The sequence below is a fragment of the Terasakiella sp. 4MB5A genome, assembly GCF_050058155.1.
Classification (GTDB): Bacteria; Pseudomonadota; Alphaproteobacteria; order Rhodospirillales; family Terasakiellaceae; genus Terasakiella; species Terasakiella halodenitrificans.
In genome coordinates this window covers 1,237,830-1,263,698 of the sequence record NZ_CP188815.1, presented here as the reverse complement: position 1 = coordinate 1,263,698, position 25,869 = coordinate 1,237,830, and the positions used below count along the sequence as shown (strand labels likewise).

24 protein-coding genes are annotated in these 25,869 nt (G+C 48.0%); 12 read left to right on the top strand and 12 right to left on the bottom strand.

Annotated elements, in window-relative coordinates; translation table 11 throughout:
- Positions 1-96: 96 nt before the first annotated feature.
- Positions 97-888 carry a dienelactone hydrolase family protein gene (locus ACI0FF_RS06040; RefSeq protein WP_419799222.1) on the bottom strand — a complete coding sequence of 264 codons (792 nt, stop codon included), beginning with the start codon at positions 886-888 and terminating at the stop codon, positions 97-99.
- A gap of 177 nt (positions 889-1,065) precedes the next feature.
- Here ACI0FF_RS06040 and ACI0FF_RS06035 point away from each other — a divergent pair, with 177 nt between their 5' ends.
- From ACI0FF_RS06035 to ACI0FF_RS05985, 11 genes are all read left to right on the top strand, one after another.
- Positions 1,066-2,229, top strand: coding sequence for a hypothetical protein (locus ACI0FF_RS06035; protein ID WP_419799221.1), 1,164 nt, complete (start codon positions 1,066-1,068; stop codon positions 2,227-2,229).
- A gap of 302 nt (positions 2,230-2,531) precedes the next feature.
- Positions 2,532-2,930 (top strand): c-type cytochrome, encoded by a 399-nt coding sequence (locus tag ACI0FF_RS06030; protein ID WP_419799220.1) that lies wholly within the window; start codon positions 2,532-2,534, stop codon positions 2,928-2,930.
- 228 nt (positions 2,931-3,158) lie between these two features.
- Complete coding sequence (locus ACI0FF_RS06025; protein ID WP_419799219.1) at positions 3,159-4,265, top strand: hypothetical protein; 1,107 nt, start codon at positions 3,159-3,161, stop codon at positions 4,263-4,265.
- A 26-nt stretch (positions 4,266-4,291) separates the two neighbouring features.
- Positions 4,292-5,281 (top strand): hypothetical protein, encoded by a 990-nt coding sequence (locus ACI0FF_RS06020; protein ID WP_419799218.1) that lies wholly within the window; start codon positions 4,292-4,294, stop codon positions 5,279-5,281.
- 109 nt (positions 5,282-5,390) lie between these two features.
- Complete coding sequence (locus ACI0FF_RS06015; protein WP_419799217.1) at positions 5,391-6,233, top strand: hypothetical protein; 843 nt, start codon at positions 5,391-5,393, stop codon at positions 6,231-6,233.
- Positions 6,234-6,237: 4 nt separating this feature from the next.
- On the top strand, positions 6,238-7,467 hold the full coding sequence (locus ACI0FF_RS06010; RefSeq protein WP_419799216.1) for a transglycosylase SLT domain-containing protein: 1,230 nt from the start codon (positions 6,238-6,240) through the stop codon (positions 7,465-7,467).
- 2 nt (positions 7,468-7,469) lie between these two features.
- Complete coding sequence (locus ACI0FF_RS06005; protein WP_417819790.1) at positions 7,470-8,069, top strand: hypothetical protein; 600 nt, start codon at positions 7,470-7,472, stop codon at positions 8,067-8,069.
- A 122-nt stretch (positions 8,070-8,191) separates the two neighbouring features.
- On the top strand, positions 8,192-9,145 hold the full coding sequence (locus ACI0FF_RS06000; protein ID WP_419799215.1) for a GGDEF domain-containing protein: 954 nt from the start codon (positions 8,192-8,194) through the stop codon (positions 9,143-9,145).
- Positions 9,146-9,252: 107 nt separating this feature from the next.
- The gene (locus tag ACI0FF_RS05995) at positions 9,253-10,881 is read left to right on the top strand and encodes a hypothetical protein (protein ID WP_419799214.1); all 1,629 of its coding nucleotides are present in this window, start codon (positions 9,253-9,255) and stop codon (positions 10,879-10,881) included.
- Positions 10,882-10,884: 3 nt separating this feature from the next.
- Positions 10,885-11,409 (top strand): hypothetical protein, encoded by a 525-nt coding sequence (locus ACI0FF_RS05990; protein ID WP_419799213.1) that lies wholly within the window; start codon positions 10,885-10,887, stop codon positions 11,407-11,409.
- Positions 11,409-12,674, top strand: a complete 1,266-nt coding sequence (locus tag ACI0FF_RS05985) for a hypothetical protein (RefSeq protein ID WP_419799212.1) — start codon at positions 11,409-11,411, stop codon at positions 12,672-12,674. Before ACI0FF_RS05990 ends, ACI0FF_RS05985 begins: the two co-directional genes overlap by 1 nt.
- A 3-nt stretch (positions 12,675-12,677) precedes the next feature.
- Here ACI0FF_RS05985 and ACI0FF_RS05980 read toward each other — a convergent pair whose 3' ends face one another.
- From ACI0FF_RS05980 to glmM, 4 genes are all read right to left on the bottom strand, one after another.
- Positions 12,678-13,445: an NAD kinase gene (locus ACI0FF_RS05980; protein WP_419799211.1), complete on the bottom strand. Its 768-nt coding sequence runs from the start codon at positions 13,443-13,445 to the stop codon at positions 12,678-12,680.
- A gap of 43 nt (positions 13,446-13,488) precedes the next feature.
- Positions 13,489-14,478 carry a GTP 3',8-cyclase MoaA gene (moaA, locus tag ACI0FF_RS05975; protein WP_419799210.1) on the bottom strand — a complete coding sequence of 330 codons (990 nt, stop codon included), beginning with the start codon at positions 14,476-14,478 and terminating at the stop codon, positions 13,489-13,491.
- A gap of 90 nt (positions 14,479-14,568) precedes the next feature.
- Positions 14,569-15,384 (bottom strand): bifunctional hydroxymethylpyrimidine kinase/phosphomethylpyrimidine kinase, encoded by an 816-nt coding sequence (gene thiD, locus ACI0FF_RS05970; protein ID WP_419799209.1) that lies wholly within the window; start codon positions 15,382-15,384, stop codon positions 14,569-14,571.
- Positions 15,381-16,724 (bottom strand): phosphoglucosamine mutase, encoded by a 1,344-nt coding sequence (gene glmM / locus ACI0FF_RS05965; protein ID WP_419799208.1) that lies wholly within the window; start codon positions 16,722-16,724, stop codon positions 15,381-15,383. Before glmM ends, thiD begins: the two co-directional genes overlap by 4 nt.
- A gap of 130 nt (positions 16,725-16,854) precedes the next feature.
- Here glmM and ACI0FF_RS05960 point away from each other — a divergent pair, with 130 nt between their 5' ends.
- Positions 16,855-17,418: an IMPACT family protein gene (locus ACI0FF_RS05960; RefSeq protein ID WP_419799207.1), complete on the top strand. Its 564-nt coding sequence runs from the start codon at positions 16,855-16,857 to the stop codon at positions 17,416-17,418.
- 39 nt (positions 17,419-17,457) lie between these two features.
- Here ACI0FF_RS05960 and ACI0FF_RS05955 read toward each other — a convergent pair whose 3' ends face one another.
- The 7 genes from ACI0FF_RS05955 to tolB all read right to left on the bottom strand — a co-directional run bounded on the left by ACI0FF_RS05955 (position 17,458) and on the right by tolB (position 25,843).
- On the bottom strand, positions 17,458-18,309 hold the full coding sequence (locus ACI0FF_RS05955) for an AraC family transcriptional regulator (RefSeq protein WP_419799206.1): 852 nt from the start codon (positions 18,307-18,309) through the stop codon (positions 17,458-17,460).
- Between the two features lie 58 nt (positions 18,310-18,367).
- Positions 18,368-19,450, bottom strand: a complete 1,083-nt coding sequence (gene folP, locus ACI0FF_RS05950) for a dihydropteroate synthase (protein WP_419799205.1) — start codon at positions 19,448-19,450, stop codon at positions 18,368-18,370.
- 60 nt (positions 19,451-19,510) lie between these two features.
- Positions 19,511-21,439: an ATP-dependent zinc metalloprotease FtsH gene (gene ftsH / locus ACI0FF_RS05945; protein ID WP_419799204.1), complete on the bottom strand. Its 1,929-nt coding sequence runs from the start codon at positions 21,437-21,439 to the stop codon at positions 19,511-19,513.
- A gap of 81 nt (positions 21,440-21,520) precedes the next feature.
- Entirely contained in the window at positions 21,521-22,759 is a 1,239-nt protein-coding gene (gene tilS, locus ACI0FF_RS05940; RefSeq protein ID WP_419799203.1) for a tRNA lysidine(34) synthetase TilS, read from the bottom strand.
- On the bottom strand, positions 22,750-23,775 hold the full coding sequence (gene ybgF, locus ACI0FF_RS05935; RefSeq protein WP_419799202.1) for a tol-pal system protein YbgF: 1,026 nt from the start codon (positions 23,773-23,775) through the stop codon (positions 22,750-22,752). The genes tilS and ybgF overlap by 10 nt, the downstream gene beginning before the upstream one ends.
- A gap of 131 nt (positions 23,776-23,906) precedes the next feature.
- A complete protein-coding gene (pal, locus tag ACI0FF_RS05930) occupies positions 23,907-24,410 on the bottom strand; it encodes a peptidoglycan-associated lipoprotein Pal (protein WP_188661141.1) in 504 nt (167 codons plus the stop codon).
- Between the two features lie 119 nt (positions 24,411-24,529).
- Positions 24,530-25,843 (bottom strand): Tol-Pal system beta propeller repeat protein TolB, encoded by a 1,314-nt coding sequence (tolB, locus tag ACI0FF_RS05925; RefSeq protein ID WP_419799201.1) that lies wholly within the window; start codon positions 25,841-25,843, stop codon positions 24,530-24,532.
- Positions 25,844-25,869: the final 26 nt, after the last annotated feature.

The window sequence follows — 25,869 nt, the reverse complement described above, 5'->3', positions numbered from 1 at the left end:
TATATTTTTATCCTTATATTATAAGTGGCTTCAAAGATAGGCGGGCAATCAAAATCCAGCAAGGGAGTGATGTCTTTATGCCGTCTTCAGGATAGACTAGTGCATAAAGATATCACGCAGGAACGCACGCGTTTGTGCCCAACTATCCGCATCCGCTTCGGCATTATATCCGACCGGCATCTTAAAGCGTTTGGCGAAATCATCGGCATCCGGGTTGGTGAAGCTATGAACCGTCCCCGGATAATTAACAAACCGAAAATCGACATCTGCATCCTGCATTTCCTGTTTCAAGGCCGCAATTTCTTCCGGCTTAACAAATGGGTCATCTGCACCGTTAAACGCCCGCACTTGTGCCTTGATCACGCCTTTTTCAGCCTTCACCATTGGCTTTAACGATCCGTGATAACTGATCACACCATCCAGATCACGCCCCGTACGCGCGGCATGCAGAACAACGCCACCCCCAAAGCAATATCCAATCGCTGCCGTTTTTTCGCCGTCTACCTGTGGCTGATTTTTCAGGAGAGCATGGGCCGCATCAAAGCGTTTTTCAGCCACGGCAATATTGGACATGGTTTCCATCATAAATGTCTTGGCATCTTTGGGATGATCCGCCAATTTACCCGTACCATACATATCCAGTGCCAATGCGGTATAACCCAAACTTGCCAGCATCTCTGCACGTTTACGGGCGTATGGATTATGTCCCCACCATTCATGCACCACCAAAATGCCGGGGCGTGCGCCGGTTATGGCATCGTCATAAGCAAGATAGCCCGTCATTTCCTGACCATCGACTGAATATTTAACTTCTTGGCCGATAACTGCTGCCTGTGCTGCTGACAGGACAAACATGCCCAAGATCAAGGAAAGTGCGAAACGAAACATGGCATTCTCCATAAAACATAAACATAAAAGATATTTGATTAATTAGAATTACTCTAGAAGCAGTTTGGTGCAAGTGATGAGAATTGCAAGTACTTGCTGTTTTTTATTGTTTGAACTAGTTTCTTAACTCCAGATCCCCGGTACGGGTTTCGCCAACGCATAAAGTGGATGAGGGAAATGCGTAACATTGTCATCGGTCTTGTTATCGGTTTGGTCGTAGGCGTCGTTCTTGGCGTGACGGTTTTAACACCCAAAATTAAAAGCCATGCAGCCTCCAAAGCCGTCTTAAAAGACCGTGAACTCACTGGAGACAATAAAGAAGCCCCCGTTGTTTTATCTGCATTACAAGACGGCGATGCAATCCATTGGCGCTCAGCACCACCGTTTCCTACGGACCATCCCAATGTAAGTGCACAAGCTCAAAAATTCTCGAAACAACTGTCCCTGCTGTCGGGTGACAAAATGATCTTACCGATACTCCCCGCCAAAGATGTCATTGGCGCAGATCGGTTATTTAACGCCATTGCATCAGGCCGAATTGATGCCCTGTTTTCTACTGCAGACATTGCAGCCGATAAAGAACCTGCTCTTTCTCTTTTCTCCGCCATTCCTTTCGGTCCCAATGCCGTCGACATGATGGCTTGGCTACAGGTTGGCAACGGTACGCTCAAGCTCAAAAACATTTTTTCAAAACACAATGTGACGGCTCTCGTCTGCGGCTACCTGCCCCCTGAGGCCTCAGGGTGGTTTGTTAACGAACTGCAGAACGCAGATCAAATCAGCGACCTTCGCATCCGTGTCACAGGTTTAGGTGCAAAAGTCTGGGCAAAGGCCGGTGCGAAAGTAAATGAAATGACCGCCGAAGAAGTCCCAAACGCTTTCGACCAAGGACAACTGGATGGCGCCATTTTTTCTTCCCCGTCACAGGATGTGAAATCAGGCTACAGCCGTTATGCCAAAAACTATTATTTCCCGGGCTGGCAAAACCAGGGGCAACCCCTTTTTCTGTTGATCAATACCCGCGCCTGGAAACGGCTGGATCAGGAACGTCAATCTCTTCTGAAAACATCATGTGATCAACGTAGCGCCATTGAATTAGCTAAAGCGCCACAAGAACAGTTCAAAGGCTTAAGCGAGCTTATCAAACAAGACGTCATCCTCAGACGTATGCCAAGCTATATTTTGGACCCTCTGAAACAAGCATGGGAACAGGTCTTGGCGGAAGAAGTCAGAAAAGACCAAAGTGTTCTGGAAATATGGGAAAGTCTGAATGCCTTTTTGAAAAACAGAACAACATGGCAGGAAATGAGCCGTCTTAAAGATGATACCAATGATTTTTAAATGTCACCAATCCCGTGATAAAGACCGAATCCAATCTATTCTTTATTTTCATTGCGCATAAAAAAACAGTTTTTTGGTGCTTTCTCGTTCAAAATGGCGCTCTGCTCTCTCCATACCCCTGAAGAGAACAAAAATGGTTTGCTAAAACCTCTTACAAACAAGCAGTTAGGGACCAAGCTATTCTCCCTCACTCTTTTTGCAAAAACTTGAAGTTGAACATTTTTAAACTATTGCCAAACCCGAACGGATTGATAATATATCGCCGATCGATTCACAGAATTCTAAGCTTAGGAGAATTAAGTATGCGTAAAGTTCTAGCTCTGGCCGTTGCTGGCATGGTAGCTTTTGCAAGCGGATCTGCACTGGCAGAAGGCGACGCAGCAAAAGGCGAGAAAGTATTCAAAAAATGTAAATCTTGCCACACCATCGAGGAAGGCGGAAAACATAAAGTAGGCCCGAACCTGTTTGGTGCATATGGCCGTGCTGGCGGCGCAGCTGAAGGTTACAAATACTCCAAAGGTTACCTGGCGGCTGCAGGTAATCTTTCTTGGGACGATGCGGCCCTGATGGAATACCTTATGGACCCGTCCAAATACCTGTCAGATAAAGCTGGTGAAAAAGTTAAATCCAAAATGACTTTCAAACTGAAAAAAGAACAAGACCGCGAAGACGTAATCGCTTACTTGAAAGCAAACATGTAAGCCATAAAACGCTTCGTTCGCGTTTCTTTATAAAAAAAGCCGTAAAGGAATTGACCTTTACGGCTTTTTTATTGCGAATCACACCACAACAAAACAATCAAAACAGAACAAAGATAACTTTAAACGTGTATATATAAATGATAATGTCCGTAATTACTTTTTCTCTCTAGCCTTTCCATAGAACAACACGCGATGTACGACAGCAAAATGAAGACAGGTTTCTATACAATGCGTGATTTTCTTTTTTCCTTCTCCCTTATTGGCTTTTTACTCTTCTTGTCCCCACAGGTTGCACACGGCATAGAAGTCAGTGCCCAAGGGGTTAACAAACGGCAAGCCTTAAACAATGCTTTGCGCCAAGCTGTTGAGATGAGTTTGGGAACAAATCTGGAAAGCAATACTCTCGTTGAAAATTTCCAGGTTGTACGCCAACAAATCCTCACAAATACGCGTGGCTTTGTGCGCAACTACAAAATTTTAAAAGAAGAAAACACCCCGCAAGGTACATTCAACATAACAATCGATGCAAACGTCGATGATCAAAGCATTGAAGACAGTGCAACAGCCTTGGCCACCTTAATGAAAATGGCATCCCACCCGCGTATTTTAGTAGCGGCACAAGATGATGATTTTGATGCGATTTCCAGCCTGAGTGATGAATTTCGAATTTTAAGTGAAGCTGTCGAAAGCACATTACGCGACGATTTCCATTTCCAAATTCTAGACAGCGAAGTGACCCGTCTTCAAGGCCGTAACACCTATCGTTTCACAGACCGCAAAAACAATATCAAGCGGGCAAAACAACACGATGCAGATTTTATTGTTTTCGTAGGGCTCCGAAAAGGGCACAACACACCTTATACCCTACGTCTTGAAAGCGTGGATGTTGCCAATGGCCGTTCTATCGACAAACGCGAAACTGATTTTGCGATGACCGATTGGACCAGAGATACCCAAAATGATCGCAATGCCATTATTTTGCAGGCTAAAGAACATATTTACGGCCCCAGCGCCCAAATCGGGGCCTCTCTTGTCGAAGTCCTTCACAAAGAAGTCTATGAAGACGGTCAGGATTACAAGATCAGCTTTCAACGCTTTGACCCAAAATTCATAGAATTTCTGGCAACCGATTTGACCAATTTAAATGGTTATGTACGCCATAAAACCACCTACCAGAAAAAAAATGCTCTCACCCTTTCCTATTGGTCTTTACTAAAACCCGGTGCATTGAATACAGAGATATCTGCCCTTTTACAGAGTCGTGATATCCCTTTCGATTTCAAAGTCCGAAACCGCCAACTGACCTATCGTTTTAACGACCCGATGTTTGAATAATTTATCTGTATGTTCAGGGGATAAACATGACACGTTTCACACAACCACTTTTAATGATAGCACTGGCTATCTTCACTCTTTTTGGCATGCGCTTGCCTGCTGCACAAGCCGCCGAACTCCCATACTTGATGATTATGGGTGAAGATGGCGATATGGACGCTGTTCCCCGCGACAGTCGCGTTTTTCGTCGCGTTTTAAATGAACTCAGCGAAACCATGAATATGGACGGTTTTGATGTCTATGATGAAACTGCTGTTACACTGGATGATTTTGCACAAGGCCGGTCCCGGCGCAGTGATGCGGAATTGATTGATATTGCACGTGCTGTAAAACGCCCACCAATCGATATTATCGTCTTGTTTGAAATTTATGCCAGCGCGGAACGCCTTGATTACACAACGAAAGTACGCACTCGTCTGTCTGGCCGCCTTTTAGATGTCCATTCAGGTCGCCGCCTGGGGAATTTTGAAATTGCCTCCCCCCGTAATTTCCGCGCACCCGTCAACTGCAACCGCGAATGTATCTTGGAAACCGTTGGCAATAACGCCCGCCTGCTGGCCCGCGATGTCGCCGATGTTCTGGTTCAAAAACTCGGAGATGAAGTTGATTACGGTTATGATGATCAAGACGATGATTTTTCCCCAAAAGACACAGCAACAACAAATGGCGGCACAACGGTTGCCCGCCGTACAGGCAATGATGGCTGTCGTGGGCGCTCGCAAGATGTTTTCCTGAATTTCCGCAATTTCACCGAACAGGAAATGCTGGATATGGAAGATGTCATCCTCGCCAAATTTTCCTGTTATATCGACCATCGCCCGGCAGCCACATTTGGTCGAACACACGAATATGTTTATAAAACCCGTCTTCACACCGGAAAAATCAAACGCAATCTTGTCCGTGCGCTTGAATATCTGGGGATGCCGGGCCGCGTGACCTACCAAGGGAAAGAATTTACCATTTCCAAAATGAACAAACGTCGCAGCCGTTACTACAATGAAGGTGATAAGTGGTAGTTCTCTTAAATAAGGCGGTCAATTTTTATAATTTATAACCGCCTTGCTCCACAAAACCGTTCACCCCTTTTCATAGAGCAAATATACACACGAGAATGAGGGCGAGACCTTGAAACTATCTTTTCTAATTACGGCAATTTTCACATTGGGAATGTGCGCATCTTCCTATGCACAGGACGGTTGGCAAGAAGCAACGCCAGACGGCGTGACAGATTGGACGAACGGTTATGTTGAGGCCACCGGGCAAGGTTCGTCGCGTTATATGGGAAATCGCGTACAGGAAGAACTGATGGCCAAACAGGCGGCACGAACAACCGCACAAGCCCGCCTGTTAGAAATCATCAAAGGAATTCGCCTCACAGGGTTGACAACCATCGGCACGCTTGGCAGTGGGGATACAAGGGCGGCAACCCGGATTAAAGGAACCTTGCGCGGGGCCCGACAAATTTCTGAACAGGTCACCTGGCATGAAGACAAAACATCACGCCGGGGCGAAACCGTCTTAGCCGAGGTGACGTTACGGGTTTGCATTACGCCAACCTGTCAGGCAACCACACAAAACCTAACGGGTGCGTCTCTCAACTTACCTCAAAAAACCGATCCGTCTGCAAAACCACTTTCTACCAACACCGAAACCACAGCGATTATTATTGATCTGGAACAAGCCCTCTATCTTCCAGCCCTTGCACCGGAAATTATCGATGAAAAAGACAAAACAATCTATTCCCAAGATAGCGTCGATACTGAAACCAGCACAAATACCGGATTAATCCATTATGCCAAAGATATCACCAAAGCAAAAAAAATGACCATCAGTGGCGCAAACCCGTTGATCATAAAGGCCGTTCGCGTCTCCCCCGATAACCGCATTGTTCTTTCTGAATCCGATGGTGAAAAAATCGTTGCTTTGGATGCGTTGAAACAAGGCCACCTGATTGTTGCACTGGATTAAGTGAATGATTCGATCTGTTTCATATCGCATGCTTTGTATCGGTTATGCCGCGAGCTTCCTGATATCCCCAGACCTATGCGCAAAAGAGGACTGGCTGGATAAAATAGATAGCCAATATGAAGAAACATTTGAAAAAACGGATCAAGCCTTTGACCGGGCGGTGCGTGAAGGTATCGCAGAACTAGACCGCGAACTTGCCGACATCTGGGGGGAAAGCCGTCAATTACCCGATGCAAAAGTCTGGGTCGGCTATAGTAAAGATCGAAAAACCCGCATTATCGTTGATTATGATAAAGGTGAAATGTCTGTTGAAGGTTTCAATCGTGATCAGAACGACCTGATGCGAGATTTTCAGGATATTTTATTGGAAGATAGCGAACAGTTAAATGAACGGGCCGCACTGCGTCGCAAACTTATCGAAAAAACAGCCTCTTTTCGTGATGATTGGCCGACAAATACACCACCCAAACGCATAGAACGCCCACGACATAAACCGGATCGCCAATGGCAAACCGAAGAAGCCCCCCCCTTGCCCCCGCAAATCCAGACACCTGAGCGTCCACGTATTTCTGAATTGTCAAAAATAATTGCACCGCGCGCACAACCCAGATTTATTAAACGTGAACAGGCCCTGCCCCAGGGAAAACGCGCAAGCCTTGCTCGACTGACCATCCCCTTACGCCCAGACCGGGATCGTTTAAGTGCACAAGCCTTACAAGACCCTGTTGAAAAGGTTGCAGCCAAGTATGACTTACCCCGCGCATTGATTTTATCCGTCATAAAAAACGAAAGCGCTTTTAACCCACGCGCACGTTCACCTGCCAATGCCTTTGGTTTGATGCAACTGGTCGCCACCAGCGGTGGAAAAGAGGCCTATAGCTACCTGAAAGGCAAGCAGGTCATTCCCAGTGTGGATGTCCTTTATGACCCGGACAAAAATATTATGTTGGGGGCCACCTATCTGCATTTACTCAACACCCGTTATTTCGGCAAGGTCAAAGACGACCTCGCCCGGCAATATCTGATTATTTCCGCCTACAACACCGGACCCGGCAATGTGGCAAAGGCCTTTACCGGAAAGATGAAATTAAAATCGGCTATTCAAAAAATAAACACGATGAACGCCCAACAAATTTATCAACACCTGCAAGCGAACCTGCCCTATGCAGAAACCAAAACCTATTTAAGGCGCGTCAGCAAAGACACCAAAACTTTTGCGAGCTGGGATGCGTAGCTATGCGAAAAGCCTATATCAAAGACGAGGTCTGTAAGATGATTAAAAAACTTGTTCTCCCCTTTTTAGCAGTCGCTTTTCTCAGCGCCTGTCAAACGACTGGCCCCTTGCGTCCCGGCGAAGTTATGGGCAGCGATATCGGATCTATTCTGTCTTCTGAGGCCGGTCTGGACCTTGATGTTCATGACGAAGCAAAAATGAATAGCGAGATTGAAAAGGCTCTGTTTTTTTCTGAAAACGGTTTAACAACAAGGTGGTATGCAGGTGTCAGTGCCCGCATTCGTCCCACCGGTGATGTCCGGGATCGCCGGGATCGCGATTGTCGACGGTTTCGCCACAGTGTCATGGTCAATTCCGATTGGTATAACGGAACCGCAATTGCCTGTCGTGAACGCAATGTCCCTTGGTATCTGATCTCTAACCGCTGGGACCGCCAACCCGATTTTGATAACAACCTGCAACCAGATCGACCGAGACGCCCGATTGAACGCGGGCGCAGACAGGGACAAGGAAAATGGCAAAACTTATCCGATGACCTACGGGGCAATCCCGCAAATCGCTCTCTGGATGATTTTGGCCCCCGCAATGATCAAAGCTGGTAAATTCGAAAAGAGAGGTTCGCCTCTCTTTTTTTTTACTCTGTTTTTCAAAGATTATTTTACACAAGCCCTTCTGGAGAGTTATCTTAAAATATATTAACCTATAATTGATAACGGGGTTGAACTTGGATTTTTTTGATGACCTGCAGGGAACGGACGATGCCCTTCTCACCAACAAAACCCTGATCGACACTCAGGAAAAACTGGGTGCGCTGCTAGACTTAATGCCAACAGGTCTTATTATCCATCAGTTGCAAGGTATTCTCTACGCCAATCAACAGGCTCTTGCCTTATTTGAAGAAAATTACCATGACATTATCGGGAAACATATCCTCGACTTTGTTGAAGATTCGATACGGGAACAAAGCACCGAAATGTTCATGTCCGCTTTTCAACAAGATAAACCTGTGCGTTTTCCTGAAATTCACTTACAAGTCCCCTCAGGGGTAAAACGGATTTTGCAAGTCACAGCGGGGAGGCTACCGTGGGAGGGCACAACGGTTATCCAAATTCTTCTGGAAGATATTACTGAATTGAAATGGCAAGCCGAGGAATTACGTAAACTCACCTTCAGCGACCCACTGACCGGGGCTTATAATCGCCGTTTCTTTATTCAAAATGCTGAAATTGCCCTTCATAAATCCATCCGGGAAGAAAAAGCATTTAGTCTACTTACCTTCGATGTCGACTGGTTCAAAAAAGTAAACGACACTTATGGGCACTTGGCAGGGGATGAAGCCTTAAAAACCATTACCCGCGTCTGGAATGAAACCACACGCCACAGCGATGATAAAAACAGAGGGCAAGATAGCCAACTGGCCCGTATAGGCGGGGAAGAGTTCGCCGTCTTTTTCCCCGGCCTTTCTACCAACCAAGCCCATGGCATTGCCGAACGCATGCGACAAAATCTTGCCGAAACAAAAATTGCGTATGACAACATAACCTTTTCAATCAGTGCCAGTTTCGGCGTGACCACACGTCTTGACGGCGATAGAACGATAGATGACCTCATTCGCCGCGCAGACCGCGCCCTTTATCGCGCCAAAGAAAATGGACGTAATCGCGTTGAGTGCGAATAAAAAAATCGCTCTAATCCTTTCATAGTTTCCCTTAAAATGCGACCAGACCTAGACCAACACATGTTTTTCACTACAATAGCGAAAAGACATTCAAGGAACGGACCGTTATGGGATCAGAAGAATTATTGCTGGAATCAGGGAAAAGCAGTGAACTGAGCGCTGTTTTACACACAATATCGGAAAGCGAAGCCAACGGCGAGCCCAAGTTTTCCCCCAACGTGTGTCGCGAACTTGGCAAGATCGTGGTTTGTCGCACCTATGCGACGCCCATCATGGAATTGTGCCATCTGATTGTCTGCGCCCATGATCTTTCCCCACAAAAAAATCGATATGAATTCCTGTTTTGGGATAGCGGAGCCGCCCATAGTTCAAATTTTCGCCACTATTGCCATTCTACCCTGCAAAACGATAATTCGGATCGCCTGACAATCGACACCAACGGTCTGCAAATTCAATATAATGACGGCGGTTTTGCCATTCAGTTCAGCCGCATGCCTGTCTTGTCGGCCTTGATGGAATTTTTACTCACCGCCTTGGGTTATTGCGATATCGACGATATTTTCCAAACCATGCTCAACGGCGCATTAAATCGCAAATCTGTGTCCGAAGCCGCCAATGCCCTGTCGCGTCTTGTCTATGCCTATTTACGCGAACATCTACCCACCGCCCAATCTCAACGGAAATTTCGTAAAATTCTCGCCTTCTGCGAAGATGATGTCGATGCAATTGACGACTCTATGATTTTAAATTTCTGGCAAGAGGCTTCGATTGATGAGGATAAAGGGGTCGATTTCAAAACCTTTGACAGTGTTTTATCAACTTTCATCCGCGCCATTCAGGCGGTAGAAAGTGCCCGCAGCCTTATGGCCCTGAATTACGCCGGTACAATCGGTTCTGAACGTGAAGCTGGCGAAATCGACCCGGATATTCTTTCTGAGACATTGGATAGCGTATCAGAAACCATATCACCCCTGATGCAATTAGGCTCCCCCCCAGTTGATCGTGTCAAATTCCTGAACAAGCAGGAATGTGCCCATCTTGAAAACCTGTTGGGGGCCGGGGAATTGGCATTACGTTTACCACTGTCCATTTTACGCGCCAACATTTTCACCAAATCTCAAGCCAAATTAACACAAGCCCTGCGTCGCCAACAAAATGCACGCCAGTTAAAAGAGATCATCGCACAGGGACCGGAAGAAACCTATCAAGATCGTCAAATCACCTATCAAAACTTACGTAATCATATTGAACGTAGCGTCTATGCCAGCCTGCATGCTTTGGCATTGGCACGCTCTCATGAAACAATTTCAATCATGTTAAGACTTAATCCAAATATTGACATGTCTCCCTTATCCCAACATTTGGGGCTGGACACGACCACAGATCAGGACAATGTTGTTCACCTGCATTCTAAACGAATTGCCGATCATTTCATCGAACTGGTGCAAAACAGCGAAAACGTTGGTCAAGACATCGCCCAACTTATGCAGAATGCGCAAACAGCCTATAGCGGATTATCGCGCAAAGGCTTTAAAGACGATCTGTCGCAATCTCCCGATCTTGTTCAGGCTTTCTCCTTAGGGGCATCCCTTTTATTGGATGTCGCGCGCGATATCGAAGCCTTCCTTGAACGTCTTGACCAAATTCGGCTGGCAGAAGGCAATTGGCAAAAACAATTTTCACACGATCTCGCCGTTTTTTGCGGACAGTTCGACAAAATCTATGCGAGAGGATAAGCGATGACAGAAACCATACCCAAACATGCAGAAACCATTTTCCACATGCTTGATCATTTCGATATCCTGACGCAAAAGAACGATGAACCTCATCATATCATCGGGTTCAGCGAATTATATGCCTATGCCAATCAGGGTGATCACGTTGCTTCCTCTGCACTAAAAGATGCTTTATCTTCTAACCTACACGTCCGTCGTGATCTGAAACGCCTGCTCAACAAGCAATCCATTGCAACAATGATGCGCGCGGCGGCGGCAAGTTCAGGGCAAATCGAACGCCGCGAAGGTGACGGTTTTGTCATAACACTGCGACCTTCACAAGCCGATGAAAGTCAAATCTACCTGTTAATTCAAAGCGAAGACCGTGACGATTCTCCCTCTCTTTTGTTTGTCGAGGAAGAAAACGGCCCCGTTCATCGCCTTGTTATTGAGGATTTTTATGACGGGGAAGCGCAGATTTTATTATCTACACAAGATGATATCGTCAAAGCCTTGCGCAAACCGAAAGTTGACGTCATTCTGCGGTAATGTCGATTAGAATTTATATAGCCACCACAGAGGGCCCCGTCGAAGTACAACGCATCACGCGGGAAGACCCGAATGTGCGCAGCGTTGTCTGTCTGGATGGAACAGCCAAGGCCTTGCCGATTTCGCGCGCCTACGACAGTTTTGTCAAAGAACCAACCGGTGTTATCCAGCGTTCCTACCAACATTCTGCCTTTCGCATGGATGTGGACAAACCAATTACAGACGGAAACAGCTGGCAACTTGGTGCCTTTGTTGCCCATGCCCTGTTTCAGGAAAACCAATTGGCCTCGCGCGATGATAAAGTGCTCAATGCCATTTGGCTCAGCGGCGAAGTCGATCGGGATTTAAATGTTCGCCCCGTTGACCATATCGAAGAAAAATTGCTGGCCTCCAAAGAATTATTTGAGCGCCTGCGTGCAGATGATGTTCGCATTTTCTGTTTTATTCCAGGTGGGGCCGGGCTTGTTCCCGATGACGATTTTTTGGAGCGTATGAACATCGACGGCGATATGTTGCGCCTTGAATCCATTATCACAGTCAAGCGAGTCCTGAACCGTTTCGATCTGGAAGATGTCTATACCAAACTCGAAGAAGACAAAGCCGCTGCGGCTGAAGATGCGGGCGACGACGTTGATGAAAACGAAGAAATCGACCTTTACAAACCAGACCCGAATGCACCGGCACCCATCAAAGACCATCGCATGGCAAAAATCATCGCCCTTGTTGCCTGCATTACAGCCCTTTTAGTCGGACTTTATCTACAATTTGAAGACAATATCATCGCCCTACGTTCCGGCAGTTTAAAAATCGGTATATCCGAACTGCGCGCAAACGATGACAAAGGTTGTACAGAACCAAACACCATCCCGCTCGCACGTGATGGAAACGCTTTTCCCGCCAGTCCCTTGGAAGGTCTATGCGCGCTTGAAATCACCATCAATAATGTCGGCGCCCCCGCCTATATGTGGGCTTATGCCCAACGTATCGAAGACGGGCACCTTTTGATGGCGGATCGAGAAAGCCTGCTGCAACCTGAATTACAAAAAGGCCTGATCGGCTGGCGTTTAATTCTGCCCAAAAACCTGAAACGTTCCATTGATTACCGGGTTGTTGCGCTTGCCTCTTCCAGCCCACTGGGGGATGCGGTCAACCGTATGATCCGGCGAACGGTCGAAAATGGCAAACCCGACTGGGAAGCTATTAAGGCCCAGTTCAGCGAAGAGAAAATCACTGTGATCAGTACATTACATTCCTTGGAATACTAAAAATCATCCAATGAACTGTTCCTGCAAAATCCGTTCTTCCAGATTATGCTCGGGATCATAAAGGACGTTGGAAAAGTGGCTGCGATCTTCATAGACCTTTACTTTCACCACATCACGAAATTCATTAAAATCGGCAGACGCACCGACCGGGCGTTTGTCATCGCTTAGAATTTCGAAATCAACGGTCGCACTTTGTGGCAAGATTGCCCCGCGCCAACGTCTTGGGCGATAGGCGGAAATAGCCGTTAAGGCCAACACCCCTGCCCCCAACGGCAGGATCGGACCATATGCCGACATGTTATAAGCTGTCGAGCCTGCCGGTGTGGAAATCAACAATCCATCGCAGACCATTTCATCCAAACGGACAACACCATCCACACTGACGCGGATATGGGCAGCCTGTCCGGTTTCACGAAACAGCGAGACTTCATTAAACGCAATCGCTTCCTTAACCTTGCCGCCTTTGCAAACGGCTTCCATACGCAAGGGATGCAGTTCAAAGGCTTCCATGCGCCGGATGCGCCCCATCAGGTCGTTTTCACGGTATTCATTCATCAAGAAACCGACGGATCCCCGGTTCATACCAAAGACAGGTTTGTTCAAATGCAGATATTTATGAAGAGTGCGCAACATAAAACCATCCCCGCCCAAGGCGACGATAACATCGGCCTTGTCCGGGCGCACATGGTCATACTTTCCACATAGACGGGACATGGCATCCTGTGCGCTATCGGATTTACCGGCAACGAAGGCTATTTTCGGATCGGACATTTGCAAAACCCCATTCAGCTTTGCGCACACTATAGACTCAGGATCAACCGCCTGTCACGCTCATATGACGATTAAGTGCGGGACCGTCTTCGCTTTCATCTATAATAAATTCATGACCCTTGGGTTTCAGGTTCAAAGCCGTATCAATGGCGTGTTGCAACGGCTCGTTGCTTTCGCTGGCACGCACCACTTCGCGCAGGTCCAGATTGTTATCCTGACCCAAACACATATAAAGCACCCCTTTGCAGGTCAGGCGCATCCGGTTACAACTTTCACAAAAACCGTGACTCATCGGTGTAATAAACCCGATCCGGTTACCGGTTTCTTTGACATCCACATAACGCGCCGGGCCACCTGTGGCATAATCGGTATCAGAAAGGGTCCAACGTTGGGCAATTCGATCTCGCACTTCGGTTAAAGGCAAGTAATGATCTACACGCGACCCGCCAATTTCCCCTAGCGGCATTGTTTCAATAAACGTCAAATCAAACCCGTTATCCGCAACATATGTCAAAAGATCATCCAGTTCCTGATCGGTTTGTCCTTTCAAGGCAACCGTATTCAGCTTGACCTTAAGGCCCGCATTTTTTGCAGCCTGTAACCCGGAAAGAACCTTGTCCAATTTGCCGAACCGCGTAATTTCTGTAAAACGATCACTGTTTAAGGTATCCAACGAGACATTGATCCGGCGCACCCCCAGTTCAAACAGTTTATCCGCATATTTCGTCAACTGCGACCCATTGGTGGTCAAGGTCAGTTCTTTCAAATCACCTGTTTTTAAATGGCGTGAAAGTTTTTCAATAAGATCAATAATACCATGGCGAACCAGCGGTTCCCCGCCCGTTAAACGAATTTTGGTGACGCCGCGTCGAATAAAGGCCGAACAGATCCGATCCATTTCTTCAAAGGACAAAATTTCCTGTCGTGGTAAAAACGACATATCTTCCGCCATACAATAGGTACAACGAAAATCGCAGCGATCCGTGACAGAAACGCGCAGATAAGTAATCGTTCGACCAAAGGCATCCTTCATGGGTGAGGGCTCTTTTTCTCTGTTGTTGCGTACATACTTATGCCCATAACAGAATAGCCCAAATGACGATGATCAAAAACCCGCAATAATTTACGGATATTCATCTTGTTTAACAGTATGCCCATGATTAAGCGGCCCATGCCCGCGACCATAGCGCGGGGCCGTGCGAATAGCTTCAAAGACATATGATTTCGCACGTTTCACAGCCTGTGGCATCGACATACCCTGTGCAACACCGCAGGCAATGGCGGAGGCGGTTGTACAGCCTGTGCCATGTGTATGGCGGGTTAACAAGCGTTCGCCTTCATAAACATGGCATTGACCATTATTCAGATAAAGATAATCCGTCACCATTTCGCTTGTTTCATCAAGATGACCGCCTTTCATCAAAACGGCCTTCGGTCCCAGCGTAAATAAAATCTCAGCCGCTGCTTTCATATCATCCGGAGTCTGGATAGACAGCCCGCTTAGTTTCTCAGCCTCCGGCACATTGGGCGTCAAAACCGTTGCGCGTGGGATAAGGCGTGTTGTCAGGGCTTCAAGGGCTTGATCCGCCAATAACGATGCCCCACCCTTTGCCACCATGACCGGATCAACGATCATCGGAAGATCCACCCCCAATTCATCTAGTACATCACAAACGGCATGAATTACACCGGGTTGGCTCAACATCCCTGTTTTTAAACAGTCTGCCCCGATATCGCTTAAAACGACACGGATTTGTTCTTTGATAAAATCAACAGGCACATCATGAATGGCACTGACACCTTCGGTATTTTGCGCCGTTAGGGCGGTAATGGCGGTCATGGCATATCCGCCAAGGCAGGTCACCGTTTTTAAATCCGCCTGAATACCGGCCCCGCCCCCACTGTCCGAACCTGCAATAATTAAGACACGCCCGTTCATGAGACCTGCACAACCGCTGCAACGATATCATCCACGACTTCTTCGACCAGGGCCGGATCTTGTCCTTCCGCCATCACGCGGATCAGTGGTTCTGTGCCGGATTTACGAATAAGGACACGGCCTGCACCGTTCAAACGATCTTCCCCGTTTGCAATCGCCTTCTGAACACTTTCTTCTTCCAGCGGGAACGTATTGCCATAACGTACATTTTTCAAAATTTGCGGGAAAGGATCAAACAATCGGCACACCTGTGATGTCGGTTGGCCGCGTTCTACAATCACGGCCAAGACCTGCAAGGCCGCGACCAGGCCGTCCCCGGTTGTTGCATAATCGCCCAGCACAATATGGCCGGATTGTTCACCGCCGATATTGAAACCATCCGCACGCATGCGTTCAACAACATAGCGATCACCCACTTGTGTACGTTCCAGCGCCAAACCTTGATCTTTAAGATATTTTTCCAGTCCCATATTAGACATAACGGTTGCGACCAGACCGCCACCTTTTAACAATCCACGTTTATGCAAATGGGTGGTGACCAGCCCCATAATCTGATCGCCATCAATCACATCGCCATTTTCATCACAAATGATCAAACGGTCTGCATCCCCATCCAGGGCAATCCCGATATCCGCCTTATGGGTAACAACCTGCTGACTGAGCGTATCGGTTGCCGTTGATCCGCAATCCTTATTGATATTAAACCCGTTCGGCGTCACACCGACGGGAATGACCTCGGCCCCCAGTTCCCACAATACCGCCGGGGCGACTTTATAGGCTGCACCATTGGCACAATCGACAACGATTTTAAGACCATCAAGACGTAAATCTTCCGGGAAAGTCTTTTTGGCAAATTCCACATATCGACCGGATGCATCTTCCAAACGGGTTGCACGGCCCAATTTTTCCGGTGATACAAATTTAGACGACAAATCGCTTTCGATTAATTCTTCCAACTTTAATTCGACATCGTCCGGCAGCTTATATCCATCAGGGCCAAACAGCTTAATCCCGTTATCCCCAAACGGATTATGGGATGCAGATATCATCACCCCCAGATCACAGCGCATGGAATGGGTCAACATGGCAACCGCAGGCGTGGGCATCGGGCCAACCAACAAAACATCCATCCCCATCGCCACAAACCCCGATACCAAGGCCGGTTCGATCATATAACCGGACAGACGCGTATCCTTGCCAATAACGACCCGGTGACGGTGGTTGCCCCGGACAAAATAATGCCCTGCTGCCATACCGACTTTCATCGCAATTTCTGCCGTCATCGGATAGATATTTGCCGTTCCGCGAATACCATCTGTGCCAAAAAGTTTCCGTGTCATGCTGTTCGTCTTTTCTTTACTGCCCGCCCCACCGTGGGATCGACAAATTCATCTCATTCAGGTTTAGCACTTGGGCAATTCAAGCGCAAATGTTAGCCTGTTTTCCCCTTCTTTTTTTTGTTATTTCCCCATGAAAACCATCAAACATTCCGCCTTTGCCGAAACAGAAGAAAAAAAATCCCGTTTTTTGGCCTTTCTACTCCCCTATTCTATGCTGGATTGTGAACTGGACAGGCTGCGACGTGAACATCCCAAAGCCAATCATCATGTCAGCGCCTTTCGCGCTTTTGATACAGAAAAACGCCTTCATGAAGGGGCAAAAGATGATGGCGAACCCAGCGGGTCTGCCGGGATGCCGGCGTTAAAGGTTTTACAGGGGCATGAATTGGTCAATGTCGGGGTTATCATCGTGCGCTATTTCGGCGGGATCAAGCTGGGAACGGGCGGTATGGCCCGGGCTTATGGAGCGGCGGTCAAAGCCGTTGTCGAAATCGCAGACCTTACTGATTTTACACATCAGGCAAGCACAACATTTTGCGCCACCTTCGAACGCATCAGCCAGCTGGAACGCCTTTTAAACGACAGCCCCATTACCGAACGTCGTTATACTGAAACGGGTATCGAGATTGAGATTACAGGATCAGAAGATCATGTTGCCTTCCTTATTCAAGAATGGGAAAGCCTGAATTATTGAGACTGAAGGGGCGCCACCTTCAATCTCAAACCAAACCTTTTATTGTAAAGCCACACAAATCTCGGTCAGCAGCTCACTGGGCGGGGTGGATTGAGGATCATTCAGATACACTTCCATCACCGGAGCATTAGCAGGTGTTTCGTTGGACTCGTTTAGCCACGTACCAAACAGGTAGTCATAGCCTTGTTCCAATTCCGCATACGATCCTTTAAAGCGCAAAACCGCATATCGCCCACCCCGGATATCCAGCGTGCGTACACCATTTTCTTCATCATGACATTCTTCATCCACAATGAACCCGGCTTCAGATCGTAATTGATCACTTGGGACTTCACTTGGGTCATCATAATAAAGCCCCATCCCCGGTGTCGTTGCGGTGAGTTTTTGATGTTTCATCCCCCACATAAAGATTTTATCAAAGGCTTTGCTAATACCCATATAATCCCCGTGATGGGCAATTGCTGCCATTCTTCGGGCCGGGAATTCCTTGATTTCTACGTTAAACATTCCTGCATTCCTTTCTTGCTGGATCAATGAGACAGGAGTTTCACGCACATGTTCCCGATACGAAGCAGGTGCTTTCTGAAACGCGCTTTTAAACGCACGCGAAAAGGCCTCGACACTGCCATATCCTGCACGTTTAGCGATCTCTTCAAGATCGGAACTGCTGCGGATTAAATCGCTTGCCGCACGTTGCAGACGTAAACGCCGCACGGTTTGGGTCACGGTTTCACCGACCAGCCCCCGATATATCCGATGAAAATGATAGGCCGAAAAGCAGGCCACATCCGCCAAATCATCCATATCAAAATCATCATCTAAATGATCTGCGATAAAAGATAAAACGCGTTCAATTCGGTTCAGGTAGCTTTCTTGTCTCGTTTGGTTCATGTGCTGAACTCCTTTCACCTTCAAGCTACGTCAAATCCGATTGATAAATCTTGCTAAGTTAATAACACCAGACATCCAAGGCTTGTTTGGTTTCTGCGACGTCATGCACACGCACGATCTGAACACCAACGTCAGCCCCTTTCAACACCGCAGCCAATGAACCGGGCAGACGATCTTTTGCCGGGATATCTCCACAGATTTTCGCAATAAAACTTTTGCGCGATGCCCCAAGCAAGACGGGGCAGCCCAGACCATGATAAAGACCAATACGATTCATAATTTCCATATTATGATCCAGCGTCTTGCCAAAACCAATACCGGGATCAATGCAGATATTCTCCCGTTTCAAGCCAGCTTCTTCACATACGCGAATACGGTCTTGCAGGTAATCATACACATCCAGCACACAATCTTCATAAACGGGATTATCTTGCATGGTTTGCGGCTCACCCTGCATATGCATCAACATCACGGGCACACCGCTTTGAACCGCAACCTCCAACGCACCATCCCCTTCAAGGGCGGTCACATCATTGATCATATCCGCACCCGCCGCCACAGCCGCGCGCATCACGTCCGCATGTCGTGTATCAATGGAGATTTTCGCCCCTAAATCCTTTAACCCGCGAATGACGGGAACAACACGGCGGACCTCTTCCTCAAAACCCACAGCGGCCGCACCGGGACGCGTGGATTCCCCTCCAATATCCAGAATATCTGCACCTGCTGCCAACATGGCTTTACCATGTGCAATCGCATCAGACGCATCGTAATTATCACCCCCATCTGAAAAGCTGTCCGGGGTGACATTGACAATTCCCATAATCAAAGGACGGCGTCCGACCTCAAGCCCGGCAAATCGCCGAATTGGACTTTCCAAACGTTCCAACATTTTGCCAACATGGGCAACAAGGTCTTCGCCTTCCTCATTTGCCCATTGCATTAAATCACTATGCGTAGAGGTAAAACGCCAGACACCCCCATCCAGACGAACAGCAACTTCATAAAGCGGGAAGTCAAAGCCACCCTCTATAAACGGGGCTAAGGGTCGAAGATAAACCGCCTTGGCAAGATCAAGCTCAGGGGAACAAAACCCGCTGGGCCAGGATGGTGAACCGAATGTGTCCGTATGGAATGTCATTATCTTACCCCCAAAACAAATCACCCCGCAGAATATGCGGGGTGATAAGGTGTTTAAAGATTACTCACCCGGTTGCGGTTCCGGCTCAACGCCATTGCCATCCGAAGAGTCTTTCTTTTGACCTGCTGTCGGGATCGTACTGCGACGCTTCCCGTCACCACCAGCAGCACCGCCAGTGCCGCCACGTTTCGGCGGGTTACCGTTTAACAATTCGCGAATTTCATCACCGGACAAGGTTTCAAATTCAATCAACCCATTCCCGATAAGATCCAATTGGTCGCGGAAATCCGTGAGAATGGCTGTTGCTTTATCATACGCCGTCTCAATAATTTCACGTACTTCTGAATCAATCACACGGGCTGTTTCTTCAGAATTATTTTGTGTTTGCGTCACGGAATGACCAAGGAAAACTTCCTGTTCATTCTCGCTGTACGCAATCGGGCCAAGCTTATCACTCATGCCCCATTCCATCACCATATGTTTGGCCATGTTGGTGGCTTGCTTGATATCGTTGGACGCACCGGTTGTGACTTTATCTTTACCAAAGACAAGTTCTTCGGCCACACGTCCACCCATCGCAACAACCAAATCCGCCCGCAGTTTTTCAACAGACAAGGATACCCGGTCAGTTTCAGGCAGGCGCATCACCATCCCCAACGCACGACCACGCGGAATGATCGTTGCCTTATGGATCGGATCGGATGCTTCCATATGAAGAGCACACAAAGCATGACCTGCTTCGTGGAAAGCCGTCAGTTTCTTTTCATCATCGGACATGACCATGGATTTGCGTTCCGCACCCATCATCACTTTGTCCTTGGCTTCTTCAAATTCGCTCATGGTGACAAGGCGCTTGTTACGACGTGCTGCCAACAAGGCCGCTTCGTTCACAAGGTTTGCCAAATCCGCACCTGAGAAACCCGGTGTACCGCGCGCAATGACCAAAGGCTCTACATCCGGGCCAATCGGAACTTTGCGCATATGTACACCCAAGATCATTTCACGGCCTTGAATATCCGGGTTCGGCACCACAACCTGACGGTCAAATCGACCGGGGCGCAACAAGGCAGGGTCCAGAACATCGGGACGGTTAGTCGCCGCGATCAGGATTACACCTTCGTTGTCACTAAAGCCGTCCATCTCGACCAGCAATTGGTTGAGCGTCTGCTCACGTTCGTCGTTCCCGCCGCCAAGACCGGCACCACGGTGACGACCGACCGCATCAATTTCGTCGATAAAGATGATACAAGGGGCATTCTTTTTGCCCTGTTCAAACATATCGCGCACACGAGAGGCACCGACACCGACAAACATTTCAACGAAATCAGAACCGGAAATCGTGAAGAACGGAACATTAGCTTCGCCAGCAATGGCGCGTGCCAACAATGTCTTACCTGTCCCCGGAGGACCGACAAGCAAACAGCCTTTCGGAATTTTCCCGCCTAGGCGTTGGAACTTAGACGGGTCTTTCAAGAAATCGACCACTTCTTCCAGTTCTTGCTTGGCTTCTTCAATACCCGCCACATCGTCAAACGTGACGCGGCCTTGTTTTTCCGTCAACTGGCGTGCGCGACTTTTACCAAAGCCCATCGCCTTGCCACCGCCGCCTTGCATCTGACGCATGAAGAAAATCCAAACGCCGATCAACAACAGCATCGGGAACCAACTGATCAGGATAGAGAAGAACGACACACTGTCATCCTTAGGCACAGCGGTGATTTTCACACCTTTTTCACGCAAGGTGGAAATCAGGTTGGGATCGTCCGGCGTATAAGAATGAAACTTGATGCCATCGCGATATGTGCCCGTAATCGTGTTGTCCTGAATGACCACGTCCTGCACGTTACCCTCTTCAACAGCCGTGATGAAGTCGGAGAACGGCACAGTCGACTGGTCCATCTGCTGGTTAGAGCTTTGGAACAGATTGAACAGCGCAAAGATCAGCAATGCAATGATTACCCACAGCGCTAGGTTCCTGCTAAAGTTCACGTTAGGATTCCTTCCTTCGTATTCGTACAATTCTTAGTGAATTAGAGATAAGCTATTTTCTCACTCACGCAAGGCGAAACTTTACGATAACAACCTCTTTTTGGCGATAAACGTTAATTGTGCCTCAAATTCGCTACCCACGCGTTGATAACCTAAATGTGGAACAGCCAAAACCCCTTCCTCATCCCAAAATGACACAAGGGTATAAATCACGGGTTTTGGAAGATTGACATCATTCACACTTTTTCTTTCTTTCAAAAGCCGTTCCCAACCTTCCTGCCCCAATATACGCAGTTCCAGAGCGGGGAATGAATGAGGATAATCAATCTGATAAAGATTGTCAGGCACCTCGCCATGACGAGTTTCCCGACAGACAAGAATATCGTCTTTGCGCACAATCCAGCGACAGCCCATCAATGTTGCATCCCTGTCGTTTTTTAAGCTTAAAGATAAACGTTGCAGTCTTTCCAGTCGTGGTGGATAAATTTCACCACTGATAACCATGCCGATTCGGGCAAGGCTACGAAGTCGGATTTCATCATCCAGCCCCTCCATTGCGGTACGTGCAATGGTGCAATACCCCTCTTCAAACAGGCGGACGTGCTCTTTTAACCAGTTTCTCGTCATACGCTGTAAAGCATCGCCTGCGCGTTGCATCGCCTGCGCGGTTTGAGACAATCTATCGGATGTAAAGCCAAGATCTTGAAACAGAGCCATATTTTTACGAATTTTCACCCGGTCAAAATCGTCATTTTCATTGGAAGGGTCTTCTATCCAATCCAGCCCCATCGCCCTTAGTGTCGATATTAATCTTATTTTGGAAACCGTCAGAAGCGGTCGTAAAAGTCGGGTCTCACCATGTTGCACGACACACCTCATCGCGCCAAGGCCATCCACACCGCTGCCGCGTGCCAAACGTAACAGAAACGTCTCCGCCTGATCGTCTTGATGATGAGCCACCATCAGGTCTTTAATTCGGTTTTCCTGGCACCAATTTGACATCAACTGATAACGTGCTTTACGCGCAGCTGCCTGAATACCCGATGTCGGCTTTTCACCCTCCCATGTCAGGGTATGGTGCTCAATTCCCTTTGCCGTCAACATTTCCGCTACCCAGTCGCATTCCTGACGACTGGCGGTACGTAAGCCATGATCAACGCTAAGTGCCACCAGACGGTGCCCTTTTTCTTTCGCCCAAGTTGCAGCTAGTACACACAGTGCAAGACTATCGGCGCCACCGGATACGGCAACAGCAAAGCGTTCCCCGATATCAGGGAAACGTGTCATTAAAGATGAAAATTCATCCCCGCTTAGCTGCATTGGGCCGCAGTACGCTCCCGCTCCAGCGTTTTAGACAAATGGGCAGGTAATTTGGGGAAATCTGCGCGCAATTTACCAAATGTCGCGCAGGCTTCGCGTTTTTTATCCATGCGTTTTAAAGACATGCCCAGCTTCAACAAAGAATCCGGTGCTTTTGCCCCGCGTGCATCTTTTTGGTAGCCTTCCAGAAAAGTCGCAGCGGCTTGGGCATAATTACCTTGAACATAATAGGTTTCACCCAACCAGTAACGCGCGTTTCCGGTCAATTCATGTTCACGGTTTTCTTCAAGGAAAGTTTTAAACGATTTTTCTGCGTCAGCGAATTCACCACGCATCAACATTTGGCGAGAGCTTTCATACATCGCTTTCGGTGTCAAAGCCGCTTGTTGCTGTTCCACTTGTTCGGCAGTTGGCGTATTTTCCAACGGTTTCTGTGATAAAGTCGGGTTTGTCAGATCTTTTTCTTCCAACGTCCCAAGGACACCGGGTTGGTTGCCCGCTGGTGTCGTTTTCTGGGTTTCTGCGGCTTCTTGCCCAGACGGTGCGGGAGGTTGCAGTTGCTCACCCGATACGCCGTTTGGCAAATTCGCAATGCTTTCACCTTGCGTTCCCGCTTCATTGGGTTGGGCCGTAACACCATTCGGCGCTCCGCCTTCCAACGCGGTGAGGCGGTAATCAACATCAGAGACCAGTTTATCCAAACGCGTGGTCAATTGTGAAATACGAAAGGCCGTTTCCTCAATCTGTCCTGTCATTTGGCGCAGTTGATTTTCCAGCTCATTGATCCGAATGCTCAAACGTGCACCAAGCGGACCGCTGACATCTTCGCCACCGCCTGAAACCATCGGAGCGTTCGTGTCGCGATAAACTTTCAAATTCAGGGCCTTTATATCCCGGTCCATCCGTTCCAGCCGGTCAACCAAGGCCTGCATATCACTATCTTGTGCATAAGTTGGCATAATTGTGGCGGTAAACAAAAAGGTAGTAGCAAACAGAGTTTTTAGGGACATTCTCATAGACTCGGAACCTGCATTGATTTCACGTACTGTCTTTGTGCATCCATTTGCACAAAAAAACAAGGCGTTTGCCACAAGATATGCAGCAAACGCCTTGTTTAAAAGGTCTACCAGAGAACTTAATTTTTAAATTAAGAACCTGCGCCCAAAGAAACAACTGTTACAGAGCGACGATTTTGTGCCCATGCTGCTTCGTTGTGGCCCAGAGCAACCGGACGTTCTTTACCATAGGAAATGGTTTTAACACGTGCCGCATCAACACCAAGGCTTACCAAATATTCTTTGGCAGCATTTGCGCGACGCTCACCCAGTGCAAGGTTGTACTCGCGTGTGCCGCGTTCGTCAGCATGGCCTTCCAACGCGATTGTAACGCTTGGGTATTTCTTCAGCCAAACTGCTTGTTTGTCCAAAGTCGCACGTGCGTCTGTAGTGAGGTTGTACTGGTCGAAACCGAAGAACACACGGTCACCGACATTAACAACAAAATCTTGAGCTGAACCAGCAGCCGGGCCGAGTTTTTGAGCAGCCGTCGCATTCGCATTACCGGTGCCTGTTGCATTGGCACCATCTTGAGGAGCGGTCTCACAAGCTGCGAGCAGAGCAACAGCACCAACCAGACCAATAAACTTACGCATGAGCAATCCCCTTATTAGGACTATTTGTTTTAAACCGATAATTTACACAGACCCCTAGACGCCCCCCGAATTAAGACGAATAACGTCAAAGTCTTAAGTTTGACTATAGGCAGCTATTTTTAAGGAATCAAGGGGGACCATGCCGGGTCGGATGCTTCCAAGGGCGTAATCAGCTCTCTTTCGTTATAACCGGTGAGGTCAACGGTATAAACTTTTGTTGTTTTTTCCTCGCCACGAAGGGTTTCGCGAAAGAAGCTCAAAACCCTGCCATTGGGCGACCACGTTGGGCTTTCGACCAAATAACCATCAGCTAAAAGTCGTTCACCGGACCCATCCGTACGCATCACACCGATATAGAATTTACCGCTTAACATTTTTGTAAATGCAATCAAATCACCACGCGGTGACCAGACAGGTGTTGCATAACGACCCTTACCAAAACTGATACGACGGACGTTTTTGCCATTCGAATCCATAACATAAATCTGTTGAGAGCCCCCTCGATCCGAGTTGAAAGCCACTTGCGTTCCATCCGGGGAATAGCTGGGCGATGTATCAATCGAGGAATGACTGGTCAAACGTTTCGTTTGTCGAGTCGCCAAATCCATCGTGTAAATATCCGAGTTCCCGTCCTTCGCCATAGACATTATGACTTTTGTGCCGTCGAAAGAAAAACGCGGGGCAAAGGTCATACCCGGAAAGTCACCCAAAACAGCCTGACGGCCCGTATCAATGTTGAACAGGTAAACCCGTGGTGTGTTGCGATAGTAAGACAGATAGGTAATTTCTTGTAAGGTCGGTGAAAAACGCGGTGTCAAAACCATGTCTTGCCCGTCCGTCAAAAACTTATGGTTCGCCCCGTCCTGATCCATAATCGCCAGACGTTTCACACGGCGATTGGCTGGACCGTTTTCGGCCACATAAACAATACGGGTGTCAAAATAACCGCTTTCCCCGGTGATGCGTTGGTAAATGGTATCTGCGATAATATGGGCCACACGCCGCCAGTTATCCGCCACGGTGTTATAGGCCAGACCGACCATCTGCTGTTCAGCAAATACATCCCACAACCGGAATTGGATCGCAAGTTGTCCGTTTCCTTGTGGCACGGCAAAACCTTGCACCAAGGCCTGTGCATTTAGAATCCGCCAATCCCCAAAACGCGGCAATGTCTTCATTGACAGTTCTTTCTGGATAAAGGCTTTAGGATCAATCGGTCGGAACAGGCCGGAACGTTCCAGATCCGCAGAAACCACCTGGGCAATCTGCGCGCCGATCTGGGCGGCTTCTGCTGTTTCGCCATCAAATTCCACAATCGCAAGCGGCATGGGTTCCACACGCCCTTGTGTGATATCAACCCGTAATTCGGCCCATACGGGAAAGGCGGAAACCATAATGGTGAAAATAGCTAGACAGCGCAGTGCGAATCTCATGTCATCCAGTCCTGTTCAATGCGTTT